The organism is Pseudomonas sp. DWP3-1-2 (assembly GCF_049896285.1).
Taxonomy (GTDB): domain Bacteria; phylum Pseudomonadota; class Gammaproteobacteria; order Pseudomonadales; family Pseudomonadaceae; genus Aquipseudomonas.
The window spans coordinates 77784-96890 of the sequence record NZ_JAFCTZ010000007.1; the positions used below are offsets into that span (position 1 = coordinate 77784).

Consider the following 19107-nt stretch of genomic DNA (forward strand, 5'->3'; position numbering starts at 1 on the left):
AATGGCTCTTACAACGATCCAATAGGCTGCCTAGGATTGCACCCATCGCCAAGGAGAATTTCATGTACCTGCCAGCCGCCTTCAAAGATGACGACATCACAAACCTTCACGGCTTAATGGAGCACACTCGTCTGGCGATTCTGGTTACCTGCGATGAAAACGGCCTGCAGGCCAGCCACCTGCCTTTACTGCTGAACCCGGAACAAGGCACCTACGGCACGCTTTATGGGCATCTGGCCAAGGCCAATCCGCAGTGCCAGGCGTTGGCCAGCGGCGCACAACTCATGGTGATTTTCCCCGGCGCAGATGCTTACGTCAGCCCGTCGTTCTACCCCGCCAAAGCCGAGCACGGCAAGGTGGTGCCCACCTGGAATTACCTGGCCGTTCACGCTTACGGCATTGCCGAGGCGTTCACCGACCCCAAGCGTCTGCTGGAGGTGGTCAGCGGGTTGACCCATAAACATGAGACCAGCCGCGCCAGCCCGTGGTCGGTGGACGATGCCCCCGCCGATTACATCGGAAAAATGCTCGGTGCTATTGTCGGTTTTGCGTTGCCCATCAGTCGCCTGGAAGGTAAACGCAAACTTAGCCAGAACCGGTCCCCCGCTGATATTGCAGGTGTACGTGAGGGATTGGCTGCCAGCGCTGATGCCAAAGACCAGGAACTCGCTCGTTTGATGAACTGAAGGAGAGACCGTGACTGATATTCAGATTCGCCCCGTCACCGAGCAGGATCACGCCGCATGGTGGCCGCTCTGGCAGGCGTACTTGCAGTTCTACAACACCCAATTGCCCGACACGGTCAGCGCCTCCACCTGGCAGCGCCTGCTTGACCCCAGCGAACCCACCCACGCCGCCCTGGCCTGGAAGGACGGCAACGCGGTCGGCATGGTGCATTACATCTATCATCGATCAAACTGGAGCATCGCCAACGCGTGCTATCTGCAGGATCTGATCGTCGCTCAGCAGGAGCGCGGCACAGGCATTGGCCGGTTGTTGATCGAGCACGTTTACGCGACCGCCAAGGCGGATGGCTGTGACAAGGTGCATTGGCTGACCCACGAAACCAATGTCACCGCCATCCAGCTCTACGAACGCATCGCCGAGCGCCCCGGCCTGATTCAATTTCGCAAAGCCCTTTAGGAAGTCTGCCCATGTCGAACGATGAACTGCACTGGCAACCGGCTAGCCTGCCGACCCGCAAGACCCTCGAAGGACGCTTCATTACCCTGGAAAAACTCGACGCGGCGCGCCATGGCGACGGTTTGTGGACGGCGCTGGAAGGGCCGAATTCAGACCCCAAGCTGTGGGATTACCTGCCCTACGGTCCGTTTGATCAGCGTGACGAATTCAACGCCTGGCTGACGCGCCACGCCGCCGACACCGATCCATGGTTCTACGCCATCGTCGATCAGGCCACGGGCGCGGTCGAGGGTGTCGTGAGCCTGATGTCCATCGTCCCGGCTCACGGCCGCATCGAAATCGGCCACGTTACTTTCAGCGCCGCCATGCAGCGCACGCCCAAAGGCACCGAAACGATTTACCTGCTGGCCAGGGAAGCTTTCGCGCTGGGCTACCGTCGTCTGGAGTGGAAATGCAACGGCGACAATGCCCGCTCCAAGCGTGCCGCCGATCGTTTCGGGTTCAGCTACGAAGGCACTTTCCGCCAGCACATGGTGGTCAAAGGCAAGAATCGCAACACGGCCTGGTATTCGATACTGGACAGCGAATGGCCTGACTTGCAAAAGGCATTCGAGGGATGGCTGGGCGAGGGCAATTTCGCGGACGGGCAACAGGTGAAGGGGCTGGAGGCGTTTCGCGGGTAATCACTGGCGCTTCAACCGTCGTCCGTTGGAGCGCCGCCCGCTCGCTCCCACGATCTTTTTACAACCTGACACATCAGCTGATCTGCCGATGCCGCCTCACCACGCCCATCTGCAAACCGAACGGCCGCAGAACCGCATTTAACGACTTCAACGTCGGATTGCCCTCGCCTTGTTCGATCTGGATCAGCGTCCTTACCGAAATCTTGCACATACGCGCGAACGGGCTCTGGTGCAGGCCGGCCCCTTCGACTCGCAAGCGTCTGACGGCGGCCCCTATCTCCAGACTGCCATCGGCAATCTCTTGCTGGACGCTTTCGATCAGCAGGGCGCGTGCATCCATGGAAAGCGTCATTGCAGCCCCCAGGCGATCAAGCGCTGGTCGAGGTTTCGCAACGCGATGGCAGGATGGTTGAACGTTGTTTGCGGCAAGCCACTGTCCCGCAGCAGGTCCGGCAGTGCTCGCAATTGCCGGGCATCACGGCGCAAGCGCTCGAAGGCATCCTGCGGATTGACGATGTCGGCCAATGCGCTACAGGCGGCGCGCCAGTCGACGTTGCCTGCCCGCTCGATGGTCTTGGGCCACTTTGTCGTTCGGGTGACGCCTTCAGCATCCATGACCATCGGCGCGAGGTCATAAATAGGGGCCAGACAATACGCGTCGGTGCCGCGAATGATCGCGGTGTTGCGGCCATGATTGTCCGAGTTGCCCAAGATCTGGTTGATCAGGTCGCGACGCAGGTATTCAGCCACCAGCTCCGGCACTTGGGCGTGTTGACCGGCCTGAGTCCATAGCTTGGCCAACAGCGTAACGACTTCCAGGTGACTCATTGCACTGCCCGCCAGCGTCACGCCCGCCAGCGAGTAGATAGACTCGACCGCAAACCGCTCGACCCCATTCACCGTTGTCTGACGATCAAAGCGCTTCATCCACAAGCTCGGCTTGTTCGCTTCCTCCAGCGCCAGATCGGCAGTGGCGACGGTCTCGATACCCAGCGTTTGCAGGGCCTTGTAGTACAGATGCTCGCTGCGAAGAATGTCTTGATCGTTTGCCAGTGCCTGATGACGCGCTAACTTGATGAACCAGTGCTCGCGGACCTGCGCGTCAGGCAGGATCGCATCCGGGTATAGGAGGCCATCCGCTCCCTGAGTCATCAATAACTTCGGCGCTTCACCACCGGCGCCCGTTGCACCGCCGATGGCCGCGCCCTGCTCGTAAGCGTACTCAAGGAAACGCTGATCACGGCTGACCACATCCTCGCGACTGAACCCCATCGGGTCGTCTACGTCCAGGGACTCGACCGATTCCTTGATGCGTAAATTGCCAACCGGGGCTGGCGTACAGCGCCCCAACAAATACAGGTCATCGCTCATGCCCTCAGGCTTTTCACGGCCCATATGCGCAATGAGAAAACGCTTGGCCGCCCCGGATGGAGCAATGTCATGCAGGAACGCCGGGGCTGCGGGCAATGAAATCGAGTCAAAATCCAGCGGCAGACGCGCGCTAACGGCCTGTGCGAATGGACTCTGGTAAGCGTCCAGATGGGCGTGGACGTAGGCAGACTTGTACGCAAAGCGACAAGGGCCGAGGAAACCTTGGGAAGGCTCGGCGAAGGACAAGGTCATGGCATCCTGCCAAATCCCGTTGCCATAGACCTGTAAGGTGAGATTGAACATGAACCACCTGCAATTAATTGCACTTACCCGGCAGTGCCGTCCGTTTAATCTGCACTATAGTGCATTTATTAACCGTTAAACGGGAAAAAACGCAATTTAATGCAGTGAGTCTGTAGGAACGCCGCCCGCTCGCGCCTACGAATGAGATTTGCGACAGCCACGCAAAAAAAAGGGAGCATTACGCTCCCCAAGAGGTTAATCGTTAAGACGTTTTGCCGAGGCTGTGATCAGCCTTCGATCTCGATCAAAATTTCGCCCGGATTCACGCGGTCGCCTTTGGCCACATGAATGGCCACGACCTTGCCGGCGATGGACGCCTGAACTTCGGTCTCCATCTTCATCGCTTCAGTGATCAGCACGGCCTGCCCGGCTTTGACGACGTCACCTTCCTTGACCAGCACATCAACGATGTTGCCTGGCATGGTGGTGCTGACGTGCCCCGGACCGGTAGCCTGGTTACGTTTACTGGCCCCGCCGCCGACAAACTCATTGAGCGGTTCGAACACCACTTCTTCAGGCATGCCGTCGATGGAAAGGTAGAAGTGGCGCTTGCCTTCGGATTTGACGCCGACACCCGTGATATCCACGCGGTAGCTCTCGCCATGCACATCGATCACGAACTCGGTCGGCACACCCTCGCCGCCCACCTTGCTCACGCCTCCGGCTTCGGGGATAGGCAGGAGTTCTTCGGGCTTCAAGGTACCGGCGGCACGCTCTTCGAGGAACTTGCGACCAATGTCCGGGAACATCGCGTAAGTCAGCACGTCTTCCTCAGACTTGGCGAGCGCACCGATCTCCCCGCGCAGCCGGGTCATTTCCGGCTTGAGCAGGTCCGCTGGGCGCACATCGATCAGCTCTTCGTTGCCGATGGCCTGACGACGCAATTTTTCATCCACCTCACCCGCCGCCTTGCCATAGCCGCCTTGCAGGTACAGCTTCACTTCATTGGTGATGGTCTTGTAGCGCTCGCCCGCCAACACGTTGAAGAACGCCTGGGTGCCGACGATCTGCGAGGTCGGGGTGACCAGCGGCGGATAACCCAGGTCTTTGCGAACCCGTGGAATCTCGGCCAGCACTTCGCTCATGCGATTCAGCGCGCCCTGCTCTTTGAGCTGGTTGGCGAGGTTGGAGATCATCCCGCCTGGCACCTGATTGACCTGCACTCGGGTGTCAACGGAAGTGAATTCGCTTTCAAACTGATGATATTTCTTACGCACGGCGTAGAAGTACAGGCCGATCTCTTGCAGCAATTCCAGATTCAGGCCGGTATCGAACTCGCTGCCCTTGAGCGCGGCGACCATCGACTCGGTGCCCGGATGGCTGGTGCCCCAGGCGAAGCTGGAGATGGCCGTATCAATGTGGTCGGCACCGTTTTCGATGGCTTTGAGCTGACACATGGCGGCCAGCCCGGCCGTGTCATGGGAATGGATGAACACCGGCAGGGATTGCTCGGTTTTGAGCGCCTTGACCAGCTCGCCCGTGGCGTAAGGGGTCAGCAGACCGGCCATGTCCTTGATCGCGACAGAATCGCAACCCATGGCTTCCATCTGTTTGGCCTGAGCCACAAAGGCGCCAATGGTGTGCACCGGGCTCGTGGTGTAGGCGATGGTGCCCTGGGCGTGTTTGCCTGCGGCTTTGACCGCTTCGATGGCCACACGCAGGTTACGCACGTCGTTCATGGCGTCGAAGATGCGGAACACGTCGATGCCGTTGACCGCCGCCTTGGCGACGAAGGCTCTGACCACATCGTCGCTGTAATGGCGATAGCCAAGCAGGTTCTGACCGCGCAACAGCATTTGCAGGCGCGTATTGGGCAACGCGGCGCGCAGCTGACGCAGACGCTCCCACGGATCTTCCTTCAGGAAGCGCACACAGGCATCGAACGTCGCGCCGCCCCAGCATTCCAGAGACCAGTAGCCCACTTTGTCGAGCTTGTCGCAGATCGGCAGCATGTCCTCGGTGCGCATGCGGGTCGCCAGCAGGGACTGGTGGGCGTCACGCAGAACGGTGTCAGTTACGAAAATTTTCTTGGACATTTACGTGTTCCTCACAGGCCTGCATGGGCGGCAATGGCGGCGGCGATGGCCAGGGCCAGCTCTTCGGGTTTGCGCTTGATCGAGTAGTTGGTCAGTTCCGGGTGGCTTTCAACAAAACTGGTGTTGAACTGACCGCTGCGGAATTCCGGGTTACGCAGGATTTCCTGGTAGTACGCGGCGGTGGTCTTCACGCCCTGCAGACGCATGTCGTCCAGCGCTCGCAGCCCGCGATCCATCGCCTCTTCCCAGGTCAGCGCCCAGACGATCAGCTTCAGGCACATGGAGTCGTAATACGGCGGAATCGTGTAGCCGGTGTAGATCGCGGTGTCGGTTCGCACGCCGGGGCCGCCGGGCGCGTAGTAACGGGTGATCTTGCCGAAGCTGGGCAGGAAGTTGTTTTTCGGGTCTTCGGCGTTGATCCGGAATTGCAGGGCAAATCCGCGATGGATGATGTCTTCCTGCTTGACCGACAACGGCAGGCCGGAAGCGATGCGGATCTGCTCACGGACGATATCAATGCCGGTGATTTCTTCGGTGATGGTGTGTTCCACCTGCACCCGAGTATTCATCTCCATGAAGTACACCTCGCCCTCAGCGAGCAGGAACTCCACGGTGCCGGCGTTCTCGTAACCCACGGCCTTGGCCGCTCGCACCGACAAATCACCGATGTAGGCGCGCTGTTCCGGCGTGAGTTGCGGGCTTGGGGCGATTTCGATGAGCTTCTGGTTGCGGCGCTGGATCGAGCAGTCGCGCTCGAACAGATGCACCACGTTGCCGAAACTGTCGCCCAGAATCTGCGCCTCAATGTGCTTGGGGTTGATGATGCATTTTTCCAGGAAGACTTCCGCCGAACCAAATGCCTTGGTCGCTTCGGAAATCACCCGCGGGAAAGCCTGTTCCAGTTCTTCCCGGCTGTTGCAGCGTCGGATGCCACGCCCGCCGCCACCGGAAGTGGCCTTGAGCATGACCGGATAACCAATGCGGTCGCCCTCCACCAAGGCTTCGGCAATGTCTGCGACGTTGCCTTCGGTGCCTGGCGTCACAGGAACACCGGCTTTGATCATGCTGCGACGGGCTTCGGTCTTGTCACCCATGCGGCGGATGACTTCGGCAGAAGGCCCGATGAACTTGAGGCCACGTTCGGCGCAGATATCCGCCAGTTCCGCGTTTTCCGAGAGGAATCCGTAACCGGGGTGCAAGGCATCACAACCGGTTTCCATGGCCAGATTGACCAGCTTGCGCGGGTCCAGGTAACCGGCCAGCGGCTCGGCCCCGATGCTGTGGGCCTCATCAGCGCGTTTGACGTGCAGCGCGTGACGGTCGGCGTCGGAATAGATCGCTACGGAGCGGATGCCCATTTCGGCGCAGGCGCGCACGATACGGACAGCGATCTCACCGCGGTTGGCGATCAGGATTTTTGTTATCACGAGTATTTCCTCGACCATTGAACAGACGAACCGGCAAAGCCGCTCGGCGCAGAAACCGGATATCGCTTCGGTCACTGCTTTTTTGTAACTGCACATGTGGTGCCTTGTCGCAGGAACACCCTATGCCGGATCGAGGATTAACAAAAATGAGTAAATATTGGGATGACTATAAGTAAAAGCTTATAGTTGGCGCTTCAGCTATTGGAGGGAGGCGCTGCAAATGCGTAAGTCATTGATGCGTATGACATTGCGTCAATTACGGATTTTCAACGAAGTCTGTGATTTGCGCTCGTACAGTCGCGCGGCGGATGAAATGGCCCTCACCCAACCGGCTGTCAGCTTGCAGATACGCCAGCTTGAAGAGCTGATCGGCCAGCCGCTGTTCGAATATGTCGGCAAAAAACTGTACCTGACCGAGGCCGCCGAGGCGCTGCAACTGGCCAGCCGCGACATTTTCGGGCGGCTGGAAAGCCTGGACATGCAACTCACTGATCTGCAGGGCTCGCTGCAAGGCCAGCTCAAGCTGGCGGTCGAGTCGAGCTGCAAGTACTTCGTGCCGCATCTGTTCGCCGCCTTCAAGCGCAACTACCCGGAAGTCATCCTCAACCTGACGGTCGTCAACCGTGCGCAGGTCATCAAACGCCTTTCCGACAACCGCGATGACCTGGTGGTGATGTCCATGGTGCCGCAGGACATGGGGCTGGAGTTTCTGCCCTTTCTGAACAATCCGATTGTCGCGGTGGCGCCGCCCGACCACGCGCTGTGCAGCGGACAACCTCTGACGCTGAAGGACCTGGAGCCCTATCCGCTGCTGATTCGCGAAAACGGTTCGGGAACGCGCAAAGCGTGCGAGGAATATTTCAAGGACAAGCGCGTGCATTTCACACAGACACTGGAGGTTGCGTCCCACGAAGCGCAGCGCGAATGCGTCGTGGCCGGGCTGGGCATTGCGTTGCTCACCCGGCATGCCGTCAGCCTGGAACTCGCCACTGGCTTGCTCATCGAGCTGCCCGTGGCGGAGTTGCCGTTGTATCGCAGTTGGTGCGTGGTGCAAGCGCGGGACAGACGCCTGTCACCCGTGGCTCACGCCTTCCTTGGGTTCATCCGCACCGAACGCGCAAAGATCAGCCAGCTTGTCGAGCGTTTCGACGGGCGCCTTCCGACGTCTTAGAGGCTTGCCAGAAATTGCCGGACATACTGTCATCGAAGTCTGAGAGAGCTTGATTCAGTTTGCGCTCTTCCGAATAGCTTTCGATCGCACGGCGAAACGCCATACGGCGCTGGTCTTCCTGCTGACGACGGGTTTTGACGGTGCTGTTGGAGTCATCATGATGCCGAGCCATATCCTGTCTCCCAATGCGTTTGTGGGATTACAGAATGGGCATCATTGGTGACGAATAGAGGGCGCAACGATGACGAATTGATGACGAATCCGTCAGGCCATCAATCCTCGTGGGATTTGACCGACTTGGGCGACAGGCGAAGGCTGCGAAGGCTGCGTTTAACGCTCTTCAAGTGATTGACCAGGCTCGGCCCACGGGCCATGGCAACGCCCATGGCCAACACGTCGATCACCACCAGGTGGGCGATACGCGAGGTCAGCGGGGTGTAGATTTCCGTGTCTTCGTGCACGTCGATGGCCAGGTTCACCGACGACAGCTCTGCCAATGGCGTCTGGCTCGGGCATAAGGTGATCAAGGTGGCGCCGCTTTCCCGGACCAGATTGGCGGTAATCAGCAAATCCTTGGAGCGACCGGACTGGGAAATGCACACCGCGACATCCGTAGGCTTCAACGTCACCGCCGACATGGCCTGCATGTGCGGATCGGAATAGGCCGCTGCACTGAGCAGCAACCGGAAGAACTTGTGCTGGGCATCTGCCGCCACCGCGCCAGACGCGCCAAACCCGTAGAACTCCACACGCTTGGCCGCCGCCATGGCGCTCACCGCCAACTGCAAGGCGTGGGGATCAAGGTTCTCGCGCACTTCCATCAAGGTGTGCAGCGTGGTGTCGAAAATCTTCAGGCTGTAGTCGGCAACCGAGTCGTCTTCATGAATCGCGAACTGACCGAAACTCGCCCCCGCCGCCAGGCTTTGCGCCAGTTTGAGCTTCAGGTCCTGAAAACCGGTGCAACCGATTGCGCGGCAGAATCGCACGATGGTGGGTTCGCTGATGCCGACGCTGTGAGCCAGATCGGCCATGGAACTGTGCATCACAGCCGCAGGGTCGAGCAGCACGTGATCGGCGACTTTAAGTTCCGATTTGCGTAGCAGATCGCGTGACTGGGCAATGTGTTGCAGGAGATTCAAGGGGCAGACTCGATAAAGGTTACGTTGGCCGGGATGTAGCTTTCTTGTAGTTATACTACATGACCTGCGGGACGCCCAGTTAAACGAGCTTGGCCCGTTATGCGCCGGTGATTGAGGGACATATCCAAAGATGATGTAGGAAGCAGCCGACGTTACCCGCCATCTCTGGTGGCATAGTCATTCAAAACCCCTGCCAACGCTCCCGCTTCAATCGGCCGACTGATCAAATAACCCTGCACCTCGTCACAGCCGTTGGTCTTGAGAAAGTCCAGTTGCGCCTCATTCTCGACCCCCTCCGCCACGACCTGCAAACCGAGGCTATGGGCCATGGCAATGATCGCGCGGGTGATCGCCGCGTCTTCGGTGCCCTCACCCAATCCGCGAATAAATGCCTGGTCGATTTTTACGTAGTCCACCGGGAAGCGCTTGAGGTAACTCAGGGAAGAATAGCCGGTGCCGAAATCGTCGATAGCCAGTTTCACGCCCAATTCGCGCAACTGATGAAAGGTCGCGATGATGTGTTCCACGCTGTCCAGCAGTTGGCTCTCGGTGAGTTCCAGTTCCAGCCATTGCGGCGCCAGACCGGTTTCTTCCAGAACCTGACGCACCAGACTGACCAGCTTGCCCTGACGCAACTGATGCACGGACAGGTTGACCGAAACGCGCATCGGGTCGAGCCCCTGGCGTTGCCATTCACAGGCCTGACGGCAGGATTCGCGCAACACGAACTCACCGATAGCGCCAATCAGGCCGGTCTCCTCTGCCAACCCGATAAAATCCCCCGGCGGCACCATGCCCATCTCGGGGTGACGCCAACGCACCAGGGCCTCGACCGCATTGAGCCGACCGGAAGCCAGGCACAGCTTGGGTTGATAGAAAACTTCCAGCTGGCGCTCTTCGATGGCCTTGCGCAGCTGGATTTCCAGCTGTAAGCGCTCGAGGGTGCTGGCTTGCAGGCTTTCGGTGTAGAACTGGAAGTTGTTTCCGCCCAGATGCTTGGCATGTTGCATCGCCATATTGGCCTGGCTGACCAGCGCCGGAATCTCCCGTGCGGAGTCCGGCAACAGGCTGATTCCCACCGAGGCGCTGACCACCAATTCATGGCCCCCCACCGCAATGGGCGTGCGCAATTTGGCCAACAGTCGGCTGGTCACCCGGGCCAGACTGGACAAGTTAGCGTAGGCATCGAACAACACGGCAAACTCGTCCCCCGACAGCCGGGCGATGGTGTCGGCTTCAGGCAGCGCGCTGGTCAATCGACGGGCCACCTGCTTGAGCAACAGGTCAGCGACGTCATGGCCGAGGCTGTCGTTGAGCAGTTTGAAACGGTCCAGATTGATATGCAGCAATGCCAGGCTTCGACCGCCCTGACGAACGCGCAGATTCGCTTCGCGCAGGCGCTCGGTGAACAGTGAGCGATTGGCCAGCCCGGTCAGCTCATCGAAGTGCGTCAAATAGCGCATGCGCTGTTCGGATTCCCGCCGCGCGGAAAGATCGGCGAAGAAGCCGACAATATGACTCACCTTCCCAGCCGGATCGCGCACGGCGCTCAACTGCAACCACTGGGGATACAGCTCGCCGTTCTTGCGGGTTTCAACCAATTCGCCTTGCCAGCTTCCGGTCTGCTCCAGCGCCTGATGAATGGCCTGGAAATGACGGCGGGCATCGCGGCTGCTGGCCACTTCTGTCACTTTGCGTCCCACCAGGTCTTCGTGCTGGTAGCCCGTGACCCGACTGAACGCCTGATTGAAGGTGAGAATGGTGTAGTCAGGGTCGAAGATCACGATGCCTTCGCTGGCCGCCTCAAATACCGTCGCAGCCAGGCGCGGCGGGCTTTGGCTGAGCGTCTGGTTAGCCTCTTCCAGCTCAAGCGTGCGCTGGGCAACGCGCTCTTCCAGGCCCGCCTGCGCTTCACGCAAGCCCTGCTCGGCGTTGCGACGCTGTTCGATTTCCCGGGCCAGTTCACAATTGAGCTGGTCGCTTCTGGCTTGTGCCTGCTGCAGATGTTCGATCAGAGCCTGATTCTGAAAACGCCGGTTCAGCCCGCGCTCGATCAACCGGTTCACCTGCCAGGCGACCACGATAAGCGCGAACATAAGAATCAGCCCGAGCCAGCCCCAGCCACGCAACGGAACATCGCCCCCCCAAAACAGATAAATGATCGGTGGCAGCAGGCAGGGCAACGTAAAGGTCAGGAACGCCGGGATACTGGCGGCATAGGCGACGCTGGCAGACAAGGTGGCTGCGCCAATCAGGCCAAATACCCAGGCCTGCTGCTGGAAGTTTTCCACCGGCACCAACACCAGCGCGGCGCTGGCCAGCGTCAGCCCGCTGGCCCCGGCCCCCAGCAGGAACATCCGCCCCCAGACGGGCTGCGCCTGTCGGTCCGGGGAAGCACCGCGAAACGCCGCAGCCTGGATAACGCGCAGGCTGATCAGCGCTGACAGCCAGCCCAGCCAGATGGCCACCAGCAGGTAGCGTTGCGGGCTCCACAGCAGCCAGGCGCAGACCAGGCCATTGATAAACATGAGCAGTGTTGGCAACAACGAGCCTTGATACAACAGACGTGTGCGCTCGACCGCCAACTGGGTGGCGAACTGCCGGGGGATGGTGCGCCGGTCAGCAGCGGTCGCTTCCTCGGCACTGAAGCTGAAAGTCATGGCGGATTCTTATAATGGTAAGGGCCTTGAGCGTGCGCGGAGCATACACAAGCGCCGCCACGGACCAAACTGTCTCGCTCAATATAAATAGCAGTCAGGTGTGCTTTTTGTGCGTACGCAGATCAATTATTCGACGGCGGGCCACGGTTGTTTCGGCTGACTGGCCGGTCGTCCGGCACTGCGCGTTTATCGTCTGGTGCAAAGCATGGTTTGCCCGGTTTCGCTCGGCACCCTAGAATGCGCCGATGCGCGATGACCTCTCCCTTCTGCTTAACTCCCTCAACGATGCCCAACGCCAGGCCGTAGCTGCCTCCGTGGGTCGTCAGTTGGTCCTGGCCGGCGCTGGTTCCGGCAAAACCCGTGTGCTGGTGCACCGCATCGCCTGGTTGATCCAGGTCGAGCAAGCCTCGCCACACTCCATTTTGTCGGTGACGTTCACCAACAAGGCGGCTGCGGAGATGCGCCACCGCATCGAGCAACTGATGGGGATCAACCCGGCAGGCATGTGGGTCGGCACCTTCCACGGCCTGGCGCACCGCTTGTTGCGGGCGCACTGGCAGGAAGCGGGGCTGTCGCAGACGTTCCAGATCCTGGACAGCGATGATCAGACGCGTCTGGTCAAGCGGGTCATCCGCGAGCTGGGCCTGGACGAGCAGCGCTGGCCTGTCAAACAGGCCCAGTGGTTCATCAATGGCCAGAAAGACGAAGGCCTGCGCCCCAAGCATATCCAGGCCAGCGGTGATCTGTTCCTGGCCACCATGAAGTCGATCTACGAAGCCTACGAAGTGGCTTGCCAGCGTGCCGGGGTCATCGACTTTTCCGAGCTGCTGCTGCGCGCCCTTGACCTGTGGCGTGACAATCCCGGCCTGCTTGCCCATTACCAGCGCCGCTTCCGCCATGTTCTGGTCGACGAATTCCAGGACACCAACGCCGTGCAGTACGCCTGGTTGCGTCTGTTGGCCCAAGGCGGCGACAGCTTGATGGTGGTGGGCGATGACGATCAGTCCATCTACGGCTGGCGCGGCGCGAAAATCGAGAACATTCACCAGTATTCCGATGACTTTCCCGACACCGAAGTCATCCGCCTGGAACAGAACTATCGCTCCACCGCCAGCATCCTCAAGGCGGCCAACGGCCTGATCATCAACAACAGCGGCCGCATGGGCAAAGAGCTGTGGACGGATGTCGGCGATGGCGAACTGATCAATCTGTATGCCGCCTTCAACGAGCACGACGAAGCCCGTTACGTAGTGGAAACCATCGAGAGCGCACTCAAGACGGGGCTGGCGCGCAGCGATATCGCCATTCTTTACCGCTCCAACGCCCAGTCGCGGGTGCTTGAAGAAGCGTTGCTGCGCGAGCGGATTCCGTACCGAATTTATGGTGGCCAGCGCTTCTTCGAACGCGCCGAAATCAAGAACGCCATGGCTTACCTGCGCCTGCTGGAAGGCCGCGGCAACGATGCGGCGCTTGAGCGGGTCATCAACGTGCCTGCGCGGGGGATCGGCGAAAAAACCGTTGAGGCCATTCGTCAGCACGCGCGCCATGCCGATGTGTCCATGTGGGAAGCCACGCGCCAACTGATCGCCAATAAAGGCTTGACCGGGCGGGCTGCCGGGGCGCTGGGTCTGTTCGTCGAACTGATCGAAAACCTGGCCGCCAAGGTCATGGAAATGCCGCTGCACCTGATGACACAAACGGTCATCGAGCAATCCGGCCTGATCAACTATCACAAGGAAGAGAAAGGCGAAAAAGGCCAGGCCCGGGTAGAAAACCTTGAGGAACTGGTCAGCGCGGCGCGCAACTTCGAGAACGCCGAAGAAGATGCCGAGCTGACGCCACTGGCGGCGTTCCTGGGCCATGCTTCCCTGGAAGCCGGCGATACTCAGGCTGAAGAGCACGAAGACGGCATTCAGTTGATGACGCTGCACAGCGCCAAGGGCCTGGAGTTCCCCTACGTGTTCCTGGTGGGCATGGAAGAAGGCTTGTTCCCGCACAAGATGAGTCTGGAAGAACCGGGCCGTCTTGAAGAGGAACGGCGTCTGGCGTACGTCGGCATCACCCGCGCCATGCAACAGCTGGTCATGACTTATGCCGAAACCCGACGCCTGTACGGCAGTGAAACCTACAACAAGGTTTCACGCTTCGTACGCGAGATTCCGCCGTCGCTGATCCAGGAAGTGCGCCTGTCCAATAGCGTCAGTCGCCCATTTGGTGGCACGCAAAAAGTCAGCACCAGCAGCCTGTTCAACGGCACCGGAATCCCGGATACAGCTTTCAGCCTGGGCCAGCGTGTGCAACATGCGGTGTTTGGCGAAGGCGTCATCCTGAACTTCGAAGGCGCAGGCGCCCAGGCGCGGGTACAGGTCAATTTCGCGGAAGGCAGCAAGTGGCTGATGATGGGCTACGCGAAGCTGGAAGCAATTTGAGTCGAAACGATCATTCGCGAGATGACTGTGCGGAGGGTCGGCTTCAGCCGGGAATTGTTGTTCACCTCGTGGGACCTTCACGCCTCGTGGGACCAGCTTTAGCCGGGAAGAAGCCAGGGCGTTCGCTGCATCTGCCTCGCCTGAAATATCCCTTCCCGGCTAAAGCCGGTCCCACGGTGCGAACGCCTACAGAACCCGGCCGCGAGCTGCCTGACAAGACCGTCCAGCTTTTGGGGGGCAGTTCAGATCGCGGGACCTTCAGGGCTCGTGGGACCTGCTTTAGCCGGGAAGACACCAGGGCGTTCGGTGCATCTGCATCGCCTGAAATACCCTTCCCGGCTAAAGCCGGTCCCACAGTGCGAACCCCTACAGAACCCGGCCGCGAGCTGCCTGACAAGACCGTGCAGCTTTTGGGGGGTCAGTTCAGATCGCGGGACCTTCATACCTCGTGGGACCGGCTTCAGCCGGGAAGACACCAGGGCCTTCGGTGCATCTGCATCGCCTGAAATACCCCTTCCCGGATAAAGCCGGTCCCACGGTGTCAGGAAGGTCGTGCGAACGCGGCGCCGTCTCAGCTTGAATCTTCCGCCTGTCAGCTCCATATAGAAGATCAGGCCCGATGAAGACTTCCTACAGAACTTTCACCTACGGCCTACAGACCAACCTTTATAGGGTCTTCAGGCTTTTACGCAAAAGCCGGAAACATTTGGCCGCTAGCCAGATACACAGGCTCTATGCAAGATGGCGCGCGTGCAATCCACAAACGGGAATACCCTTATGCAACGTTTTCTAAGCATCGCTATGGCGCTTTGCATCGGGCTCACCATGAGCCTTGATGTCAACGCTGCGCGTCTCGGTGGCGGCAAGAGCATGGGCTCGGCGCCGACACATCAGGCGCGCCAGACTGCTCCTGCCACCCCTGCTGCTGCGCCTAATGCTGCCGGTCGTCCTGCGGCCGCTGCAAGCGGTGCCTCGCGCTGGCTCGGCCCATTGGCCGGTCTCGCTGCCGGTGGCCTGCTCGCTTCCATGTTCATGGGCGACGGCTTCCAGGGGATGCAGATCTTCGACATCCTGATCATGGCGGTCATCGCCTTCCTGATCTTCCGCTTCATCGCGGCCCGTCGTCGCAAGCAACAAGACCCGCAAATGGCCACGGCTGCCGGTCCTGCTGCTTATCAGCGTGAAAGCGCTCAACAGCCTGCGCAAAACCCGATCTTCGGTGGCGGTTCTTCTGCGGCCGCAGCGCCCGTGATCAACGCACCGGCATGGTTTAATGAAACCCGCTTCATCGAAGCCGCCCGTAGTCACTTCCAGTCGCTGCAACAGCACTGGGATGCCAACGAGATGGACAAGATCTCGGAGTTCGTGACCCCGCAAATGCTGCAGTTCCTGAAAAAGGAACGTGCTGATCTGGGCGACGGCTTCCAGTCGACCTACATCGACAACCTGAACGTTCAGCTTGACGGCGTGGATGATCGTGCAGACAAAACCATCGCGACGCTGACCTTCAGCGGCGTTTCCAAGACTTCGCGTTTTGACCAGGGCGAAGTGTTCAGCGAGAGCTGGAACATGGAGCGCGCTCAAGGCGACGACCAGCCTTGGTTGCTGGCCGGGATCCGCCAGAACGGCTGATCCGCTGCGTAGGAAAGCGTCACCCGAAACCCCGGACTTGTCCGGGGTTTTGTTTTATCCGTTCGAATAGTTATTTTGAGAAAGGCTTTACGCTACTGTATAAACCGCGCCATCAGTTTAGAGGAGCCAGGCCGTGGAAGAAGTCATTGAACAGTTACGCGAAGCGAATGAACCTGTCCCGGTTCCGCTGGAGTTGCCTGACGAAGATCAATTGGTTGAGGTCGAAGAGCAGCTATTCATCAACATCCCGTTCGTCTTCAAGGAATTCCTGCTGACGGTCAGCGATGTGGTGTATGGCAGCCTGGAACCGGTGACCATCACCGATCCGGGATCGCATACCTACCTTCCCGAAGTAGCCGCCAATGCGTGGGACATCGGCGTTCCCCGTGAATTGATCCCGATCTGCCAGGATGGCGAAGACTACTACTGCGTCGAAGAAGACGGCACCGTGGTGCTGTGGTCCGGCGAAGAAGAGCTGGTCACTGAAGAAAGCTGGGAATCGGTCTGGCACTGGGCGCGGGACGTCTGGCTGGAAAGCTGAGTTCCACACGCCGCACTCAGGAGCCGTGCCGGCGCTCAATGCTCGGACGGCTCCTGATGATTGCCCAGGGTTTCCAGCAACGCGATCTGCATGCGCGTATGCACACGGATAAACCAGCGCCACGCGACGGCAGCGACAATCGCCGCAATGATTGCAATCAGAATCAACAGTTCGCTGGTCGGCAGAATGCTCGCTGACAAGGCCGCCAGCAGCAGGAAAATCCCCAGCAACGACAATAACGGAATGACCTCTGCGATCACCTTGCGCACGCGCGCCGTATGACGACCCGCCATCTCCGGCTTGACCCCCATTTCAGCCAGCAACATCGACAGCGCCTTGAGCTTTCTGTAAGCCGCGATCAGAAAAGGCAGCGACAGCAACAGCGCTGCGCCGCAAATCCAGGCTTTCTGCTGGCTCACATCAGTGACCCACTCGCTCATGCACTGGCCGATGTGTTTGGCGAAGTAGCCGCCGCCAAAGAAAATCGCCATCACCAGTGCCAGATTGACCCCCACCTGCAGCAGGATCCTGCGGATCATCGACGCCAGCAGTGCGCCTTCGCCCTGGGGTTGAATGCTGCGCAACCATTCGCCATACATGCCGAACACCCGGGCCACGCGTTGCGGCACGATGCTCGCCAGCTTGTGGGACAGCGGATCCGCTGCGCGTATCAGATACGGTGTCAGCAGCGTGGTGATCACCGAAACGGCCACGGCCACCGGGTATAAAAAGTCGCTGGTGACCTGCAACGTCACCCCCAGTGTCGCGATGATGAAGGAGAATTCGCCGATCTGCGAAAGGCCCATTCCGACGCGCAGTGAGGTTTTGCCGTCATTGCCGGCGATAAACGCACCAAGGCCACAGGACAGTATCTTGCCCAGTACGACGGCAACCGTAATGACAGCGATCGGCCAGGCGTAATCGAGGAGGATTTGCGGATCAATCATCAGGCCGATGGCGACAAAGAAAATCGCGCAGAACATGTCGCGAATGGGTTCTACCAAGCGCTCTATTTTCAGCAACTGACGAGACTCGGCCATGATTGCTCCGATCAAAAACGCGCCCAGGACCATGCTGTATTCCAGCTTGACCACCAGCAGACAGAAGCCGAAACACAGGCCCAGCACCGTGACCAGCAGCATCTCGTTGCTTTCGAATTTCGCAACGTAGCCCAGCAGACGCGGCACCAGCAAAATACCAATCACCAACGCCACAATCATGAACAGAGAAAGCTTCCCCACCGTGGAGAATACCTCCCCGGAACTGACGTTCCCGCTGACGGCGAGCCCTGACAGCAGCGCGATAATGCCAATCCCCAGAATGTCCTCGACGATGAGCACGCCAAAGATCAACTGGGCAAAGTGTTGGTTTTTCATCTTCAGATCGTTGAGCGCCTTGACGATGATGGTCGTCGAGGAAATCGCCAGAATCGCGCCGAGGAACAGAGAATCCATGGGATTCCAGCCGAAGAACTGACCGATCTCGTAACCGATCCAGATCATCAGGGTGATTTCCAGAAACGCCGCGATAAACGCCGTGGCACCCACCTTGAACAGTTTGCGCAGGCTAAATTCGAGGCCGAGGCAGAACATCAGGAAAATCACCCCCAATTCGGCGAGGGTCTTGATGGTCTGCTCGTCGTGGATAAAGCCGAACGGCGGTGTGTGCGGGCCAATAATGAAACCCGCTACGATATAACCCAGTACCACCGGCTGCTTCAGACGATGAAAGAGAATGGTGACAACCCCCGCCACCAGCATGATGACCGCCAGATCCTGAATAAAACTGATGGCATGCATGGTTTCGGCTCCTTGAGTGGTCGGCCTCGTAGCCTCGCCACTGCGAGACCGTCAGGGCGAAAATTCGGCTTATTGCGTAGGAAATAACCCGATCCACGGGCTTTCGCAGGTTAACACCGCGCATTCCTTGGGAAAGCCGGTGCAATATATGGAAACAGATCGCTACGGGCGCGTGACGGCATCTGTTCGCCGTGCGTCCCGATAACTGTTCTTGTTGATAAACGACCCATAAGCACCGCCATAAGGTGCAACCCCAACCCCGAACGCCTTGATCGTGAGTACGCTATGGAACCCGGAAACGCCCAGCTGTCGATGACTGTTTTGATGACCCCGGACATGGCCAACTTTTCTGGCAACGTCCACGGTGGCACCCTTCTGAAATACCTGGACGAAGTGGCATACGCGTGTGCCAGCCGTTACGCGGGCCGCTATGTCGTGACCTTGTCGGTGGATCAGGTGATCTTCCGCGAGCCGATTCACGTGGGCGAGCTGGTGACCTTCCTGGCGTCAGTCAATTACACCGGCAATACGTCGATGGAAGTCGGCATCAAGGTGGTGACGGAGAACATCCGTGAGCGCTCGGTACGTCATACCAACAGTTGTTTCTTCACCATGGTGGCCGTGGACGACCAGCGCAAACCGGCCAGCGTCCCGCCACTGGAGCCCGAAAGCCCTGATGGCAAGCGCCGCTACATCCAGGCCCAACAGCGCCGGCAGATTCGTCAGGAGCTGGAAAAGCGTTATCAGGACATCAAGGACGAGGCGCTCTAGAA

Annotated in this window: 16 protein-coding genes; 8 read left to right on the plus strand and 8 right to left on the minus strand. The window is 59.3% G+C overall.

Annotated elements, in window-relative coordinates; translation table 11 throughout:
* Positions 1-62: 62 nt before the first annotated feature.
* From ACP7B0_RS16355 to ACP7B0_RS16365, 3 genes are read left to right on the plus strand one after another with little or no spacing between them, the layout of a single operon-like run.
* A complete protein-coding gene (locus ACP7B0_RS16355; protein WP_426142470.1) occupies positions 63-686 on the plus strand; it encodes an FMN-binding negative transcriptional regulator in 624 nt (207 codons plus the stop codon).
* A gap of 10 nt (positions 687-696) precedes the next feature.
* Positions 697-1143: a GNAT family N-acetyltransferase gene (locus ACP7B0_RS16360; protein WP_426142471.1), complete on the plus strand. Its 447-nt coding sequence runs from the start codon at positions 697-699 to the stop codon at positions 1141-1143.
* Positions 1144-1154: 11 nt separating this feature from the next.
* Positions 1155-1826, plus strand: coding sequence for a GNAT family N-acetyltransferase (locus ACP7B0_RS16365; protein ID WP_426142472.1), 672 nt, complete (start codon positions 1155-1157; stop codon positions 1824-1826).
* Between the two features lie 73 nt (positions 1827-1899).
* Here the strand turns inward: ACP7B0_RS16365 and ACP7B0_RS16370 are convergent, their stop codons facing one another.
* The 4 genes from ACP7B0_RS16370 to ACP7B0_RS16385 all read right to left on the minus strand — a co-directional run bounded on the left by ACP7B0_RS16370 (position 1900) and on the right by ACP7B0_RS16385 (position 6963).
* Positions 1900-2178: a helix-turn-helix domain-containing protein gene (locus ACP7B0_RS16370; RefSeq protein WP_426142473.1), complete on the minus strand. Its 279-nt coding sequence runs from the start codon at positions 2176-2178 to the stop codon at positions 1900-1902.
* Complete coding sequence (locus ACP7B0_RS16375) at positions 2175-3500, minus strand: type II toxin-antitoxin system HipA family toxin (protein ID WP_426142474.1); 1326 nt, start codon at positions 3498-3500, stop codon at positions 2175-2177. The genes ACP7B0_RS16370 and ACP7B0_RS16375 overlap by 4 nt, the downstream gene beginning before the upstream one ends.
* A gap of 227 nt (positions 3501-3727) precedes the next feature.
* Positions 3728-5536, minus strand: a complete 1809-nt coding sequence (oadA, locus tag ACP7B0_RS16380; protein ID WP_426142475.1) for a sodium-extruding oxaloacetate decarboxylase subunit alpha — start codon at positions 5534-5536, stop codon at positions 3728-3730.
* Between the two features lie 11 nt (positions 5537-5547).
* Positions 5548-6963, minus strand: coding sequence for an acetyl-CoA carboxylase biotin carboxylase subunit (locus tag ACP7B0_RS16385; protein ID WP_426142476.1), 1416 nt, complete (start codon positions 6961-6963; stop codon positions 5548-5550).
* Positions 6964-7183: 220 nt separating this feature from the next.
* Here ACP7B0_RS16385 and ACP7B0_RS16390 point away from each other — a divergent pair, with 220 nt between their 5' ends.
* Positions 7184-8134 (plus strand): LysR family transcriptional regulator, encoded by a 951-nt coding sequence (locus ACP7B0_RS16390; protein WP_426142477.1) that lies wholly within the window; start codon positions 7184-7186, stop codon positions 8132-8134.
* Here the strand turns inward: ACP7B0_RS16390 and ACP7B0_RS16395 are convergent.
* The 3 genes from ACP7B0_RS16395 to ACP7B0_RS16405 all read right to left on the minus strand — a co-directional run bounded on the left by ACP7B0_RS16395 (position 8088) and on the right by ACP7B0_RS16405 (position 11933).
* On the minus strand, positions 8088-8306 hold the full coding sequence (locus ACP7B0_RS16395; protein ID WP_426142478.1) for a PA3496 family putative envelope integrity protein: 219 nt from the start codon (positions 8304-8306) through the stop codon (positions 8088-8090). The genes ACP7B0_RS16390 and ACP7B0_RS16395 overlap by 47 nt on opposite strands.
* A 100-nt stretch (positions 8307-8406) precedes the next feature.
* On the minus strand, positions 8407-9273 hold the full coding sequence (hexR, locus tag ACP7B0_RS16400; RefSeq protein WP_426142479.1) for a transcriptional regulator HexR: 867 nt from the start codon (positions 9271-9273) through the stop codon (positions 8407-8409).
* Between the two features lie 152 nt (positions 9274-9425).
* Positions 9426-11933: a putative bifunctional diguanylate cyclase/phosphodiesterase gene (locus ACP7B0_RS16405; protein WP_426142480.1), complete on the minus strand. Its 2508-nt coding sequence runs from the start codon at positions 11931-11933 to the stop codon at positions 9426-9428.
* A 245-nt stretch (positions 11934-12178) separates the two neighbouring features.
* On the opposite strand from ACP7B0_RS16405, the gene uvrD reads away from it, so the two are divergent.
* The 3 genes from uvrD (at position 12179) to ACP7B0_RS16420 (ending at position 16535) form a co-directional block, all read left to right on the plus strand.
* Positions 12179-14362 carry a DNA helicase II gene (gene uvrD, locus ACP7B0_RS16410; RefSeq protein WP_426142481.1) on the plus strand — a complete coding sequence of 728 codons (2184 nt, stop codon included), beginning with the start codon at positions 12179-12181 and terminating at the stop codon, positions 14360-14362.
* Between the two features lie 777 nt (positions 14363-15139).
* Positions 15140-15994 carry a Tim44 domain-containing protein gene (locus ACP7B0_RS16415; RefSeq protein ID WP_426142483.1) on the plus strand — a complete coding sequence of 285 codons (855 nt, stop codon included), beginning with the start codon at positions 15140-15142 and terminating at the stop codon, positions 15992-15994.
* Between the two features lie 133 nt (positions 15995-16127).
* The gene (locus ACP7B0_RS16420) at positions 16128-16535 is read left to right on the plus strand and encodes an SMI1/KNR4 family protein (protein WP_426142484.1); all 408 of its coding nucleotides are present in this window, start codon (positions 16128-16130) and stop codon (positions 16533-16535) included.
* Between the two features lie 35 nt (positions 16536-16570).
* On the opposite strand, the gene ACP7B0_RS16425 is transcribed toward ACP7B0_RS16420, so the two are convergent.
* Positions 16571-18334 carry a cation:proton antiporter gene (locus ACP7B0_RS16425; RefSeq protein ID WP_426142485.1) on the minus strand — a complete coding sequence of 588 codons (1764 nt, stop codon included), beginning with the start codon at positions 18332-18334 and terminating at the stop codon, positions 16571-16573.
* 285 nt (positions 18335-18619) lie between these two features.
* On the opposite strand from ACP7B0_RS16425, the gene ACP7B0_RS16430 reads away from it, so the two are divergent.
* On the plus strand, positions 18620-19105 hold the full coding sequence (locus ACP7B0_RS16430; RefSeq protein WP_426142486.1) for an acyl-CoA thioesterase: 486 nt from the start codon (positions 18620-18622) through the stop codon (positions 19103-19105).
* The last annotated feature ends 2 nt before the right edge of the window (positions 19106-19107 follow it).

Bases quoted from the DNA above. Each gene is read 5' to 3' on its own strand.
- ACP7B0_RS16355 (WP_426142470.1), top strand. From the start codon at position 63: ATGTACCTGCCAGCCGCCTTCAAAGATGACGACATCACAAACCTTCAC.
- ACP7B0_RS16365 (WP_426142472.1), top strand. From the start codon at position 1,155: ATGTCGAACGATGAACTGCACTGGCAACCGGCTAGCCTGCCGACCCGC.
- ACP7B0_RS16370 (WP_426142473.1), bottom strand. From the start codon at position 2,178: ATGACGCTTTCCATGGATGCACGCGCCCTGCTGATCGAAAGCGTCCAG.
- ACP7B0_RS16375 (WP_426142474.1), bottom strand. From the start codon at position 3,500: ATGTTCAATCTCACCTTACAGGTCTATGGCAACGGGATTTGGCAGGAT.
- oadA (WP_426142475.1), bottom strand. From the start codon at position 5,536: ATGTCCAAGAAAATTTTCGTAACTGACACCGTTCTGCGTGACGCCCAC.
- ACP7B0_RS16390 (WP_426142477.1), top strand. From the start codon at position 7,184: ATGCGTAAGTCATTGATGCGTATGACATTGCGTCAATTACGGATTTTC.
- ACP7B0_RS16395 (WP_426142478.1), bottom strand. From the start codon at position 8,306: ATGGCTCGGCATCATGATGACTCCAACAGCACCGTCAAAACCCGTCGT.
- ACP7B0_RS16405 (WP_426142480.1), bottom strand. From the start codon at position 11,933: ATGACTTTCAGCTTCAGTGCCGAGGAAGCGACCGCTGCTGACCGGCGC.
- uvrD (WP_426142481.1), top strand. From the start codon at position 12,179: ATGCGCGATGACCTCTCCCTTCTGCTTAACTCCCTCAACGATGCCCAA.
- ACP7B0_RS16415 (WP_426142483.1), top strand. From the start codon at position 15,140: ATGCAACGTTTTCTAAGCATCGCTATGGCGCTTTGCATCGGGCTCACC.
- ACP7B0_RS16425 (WP_426142485.1), bottom strand. From the start codon at position 18,334: ATGCATGCCATCAGTTTTATTCAGGATCTGGCGGTCATCATGCTGGTG.
- ACP7B0_RS16430 (WP_426142486.1), top strand. From the start codon at position 18,620: ATGGAACCCGGAAACGCCCAGCTGTCGATGACTGTTTTGATGACCCCG.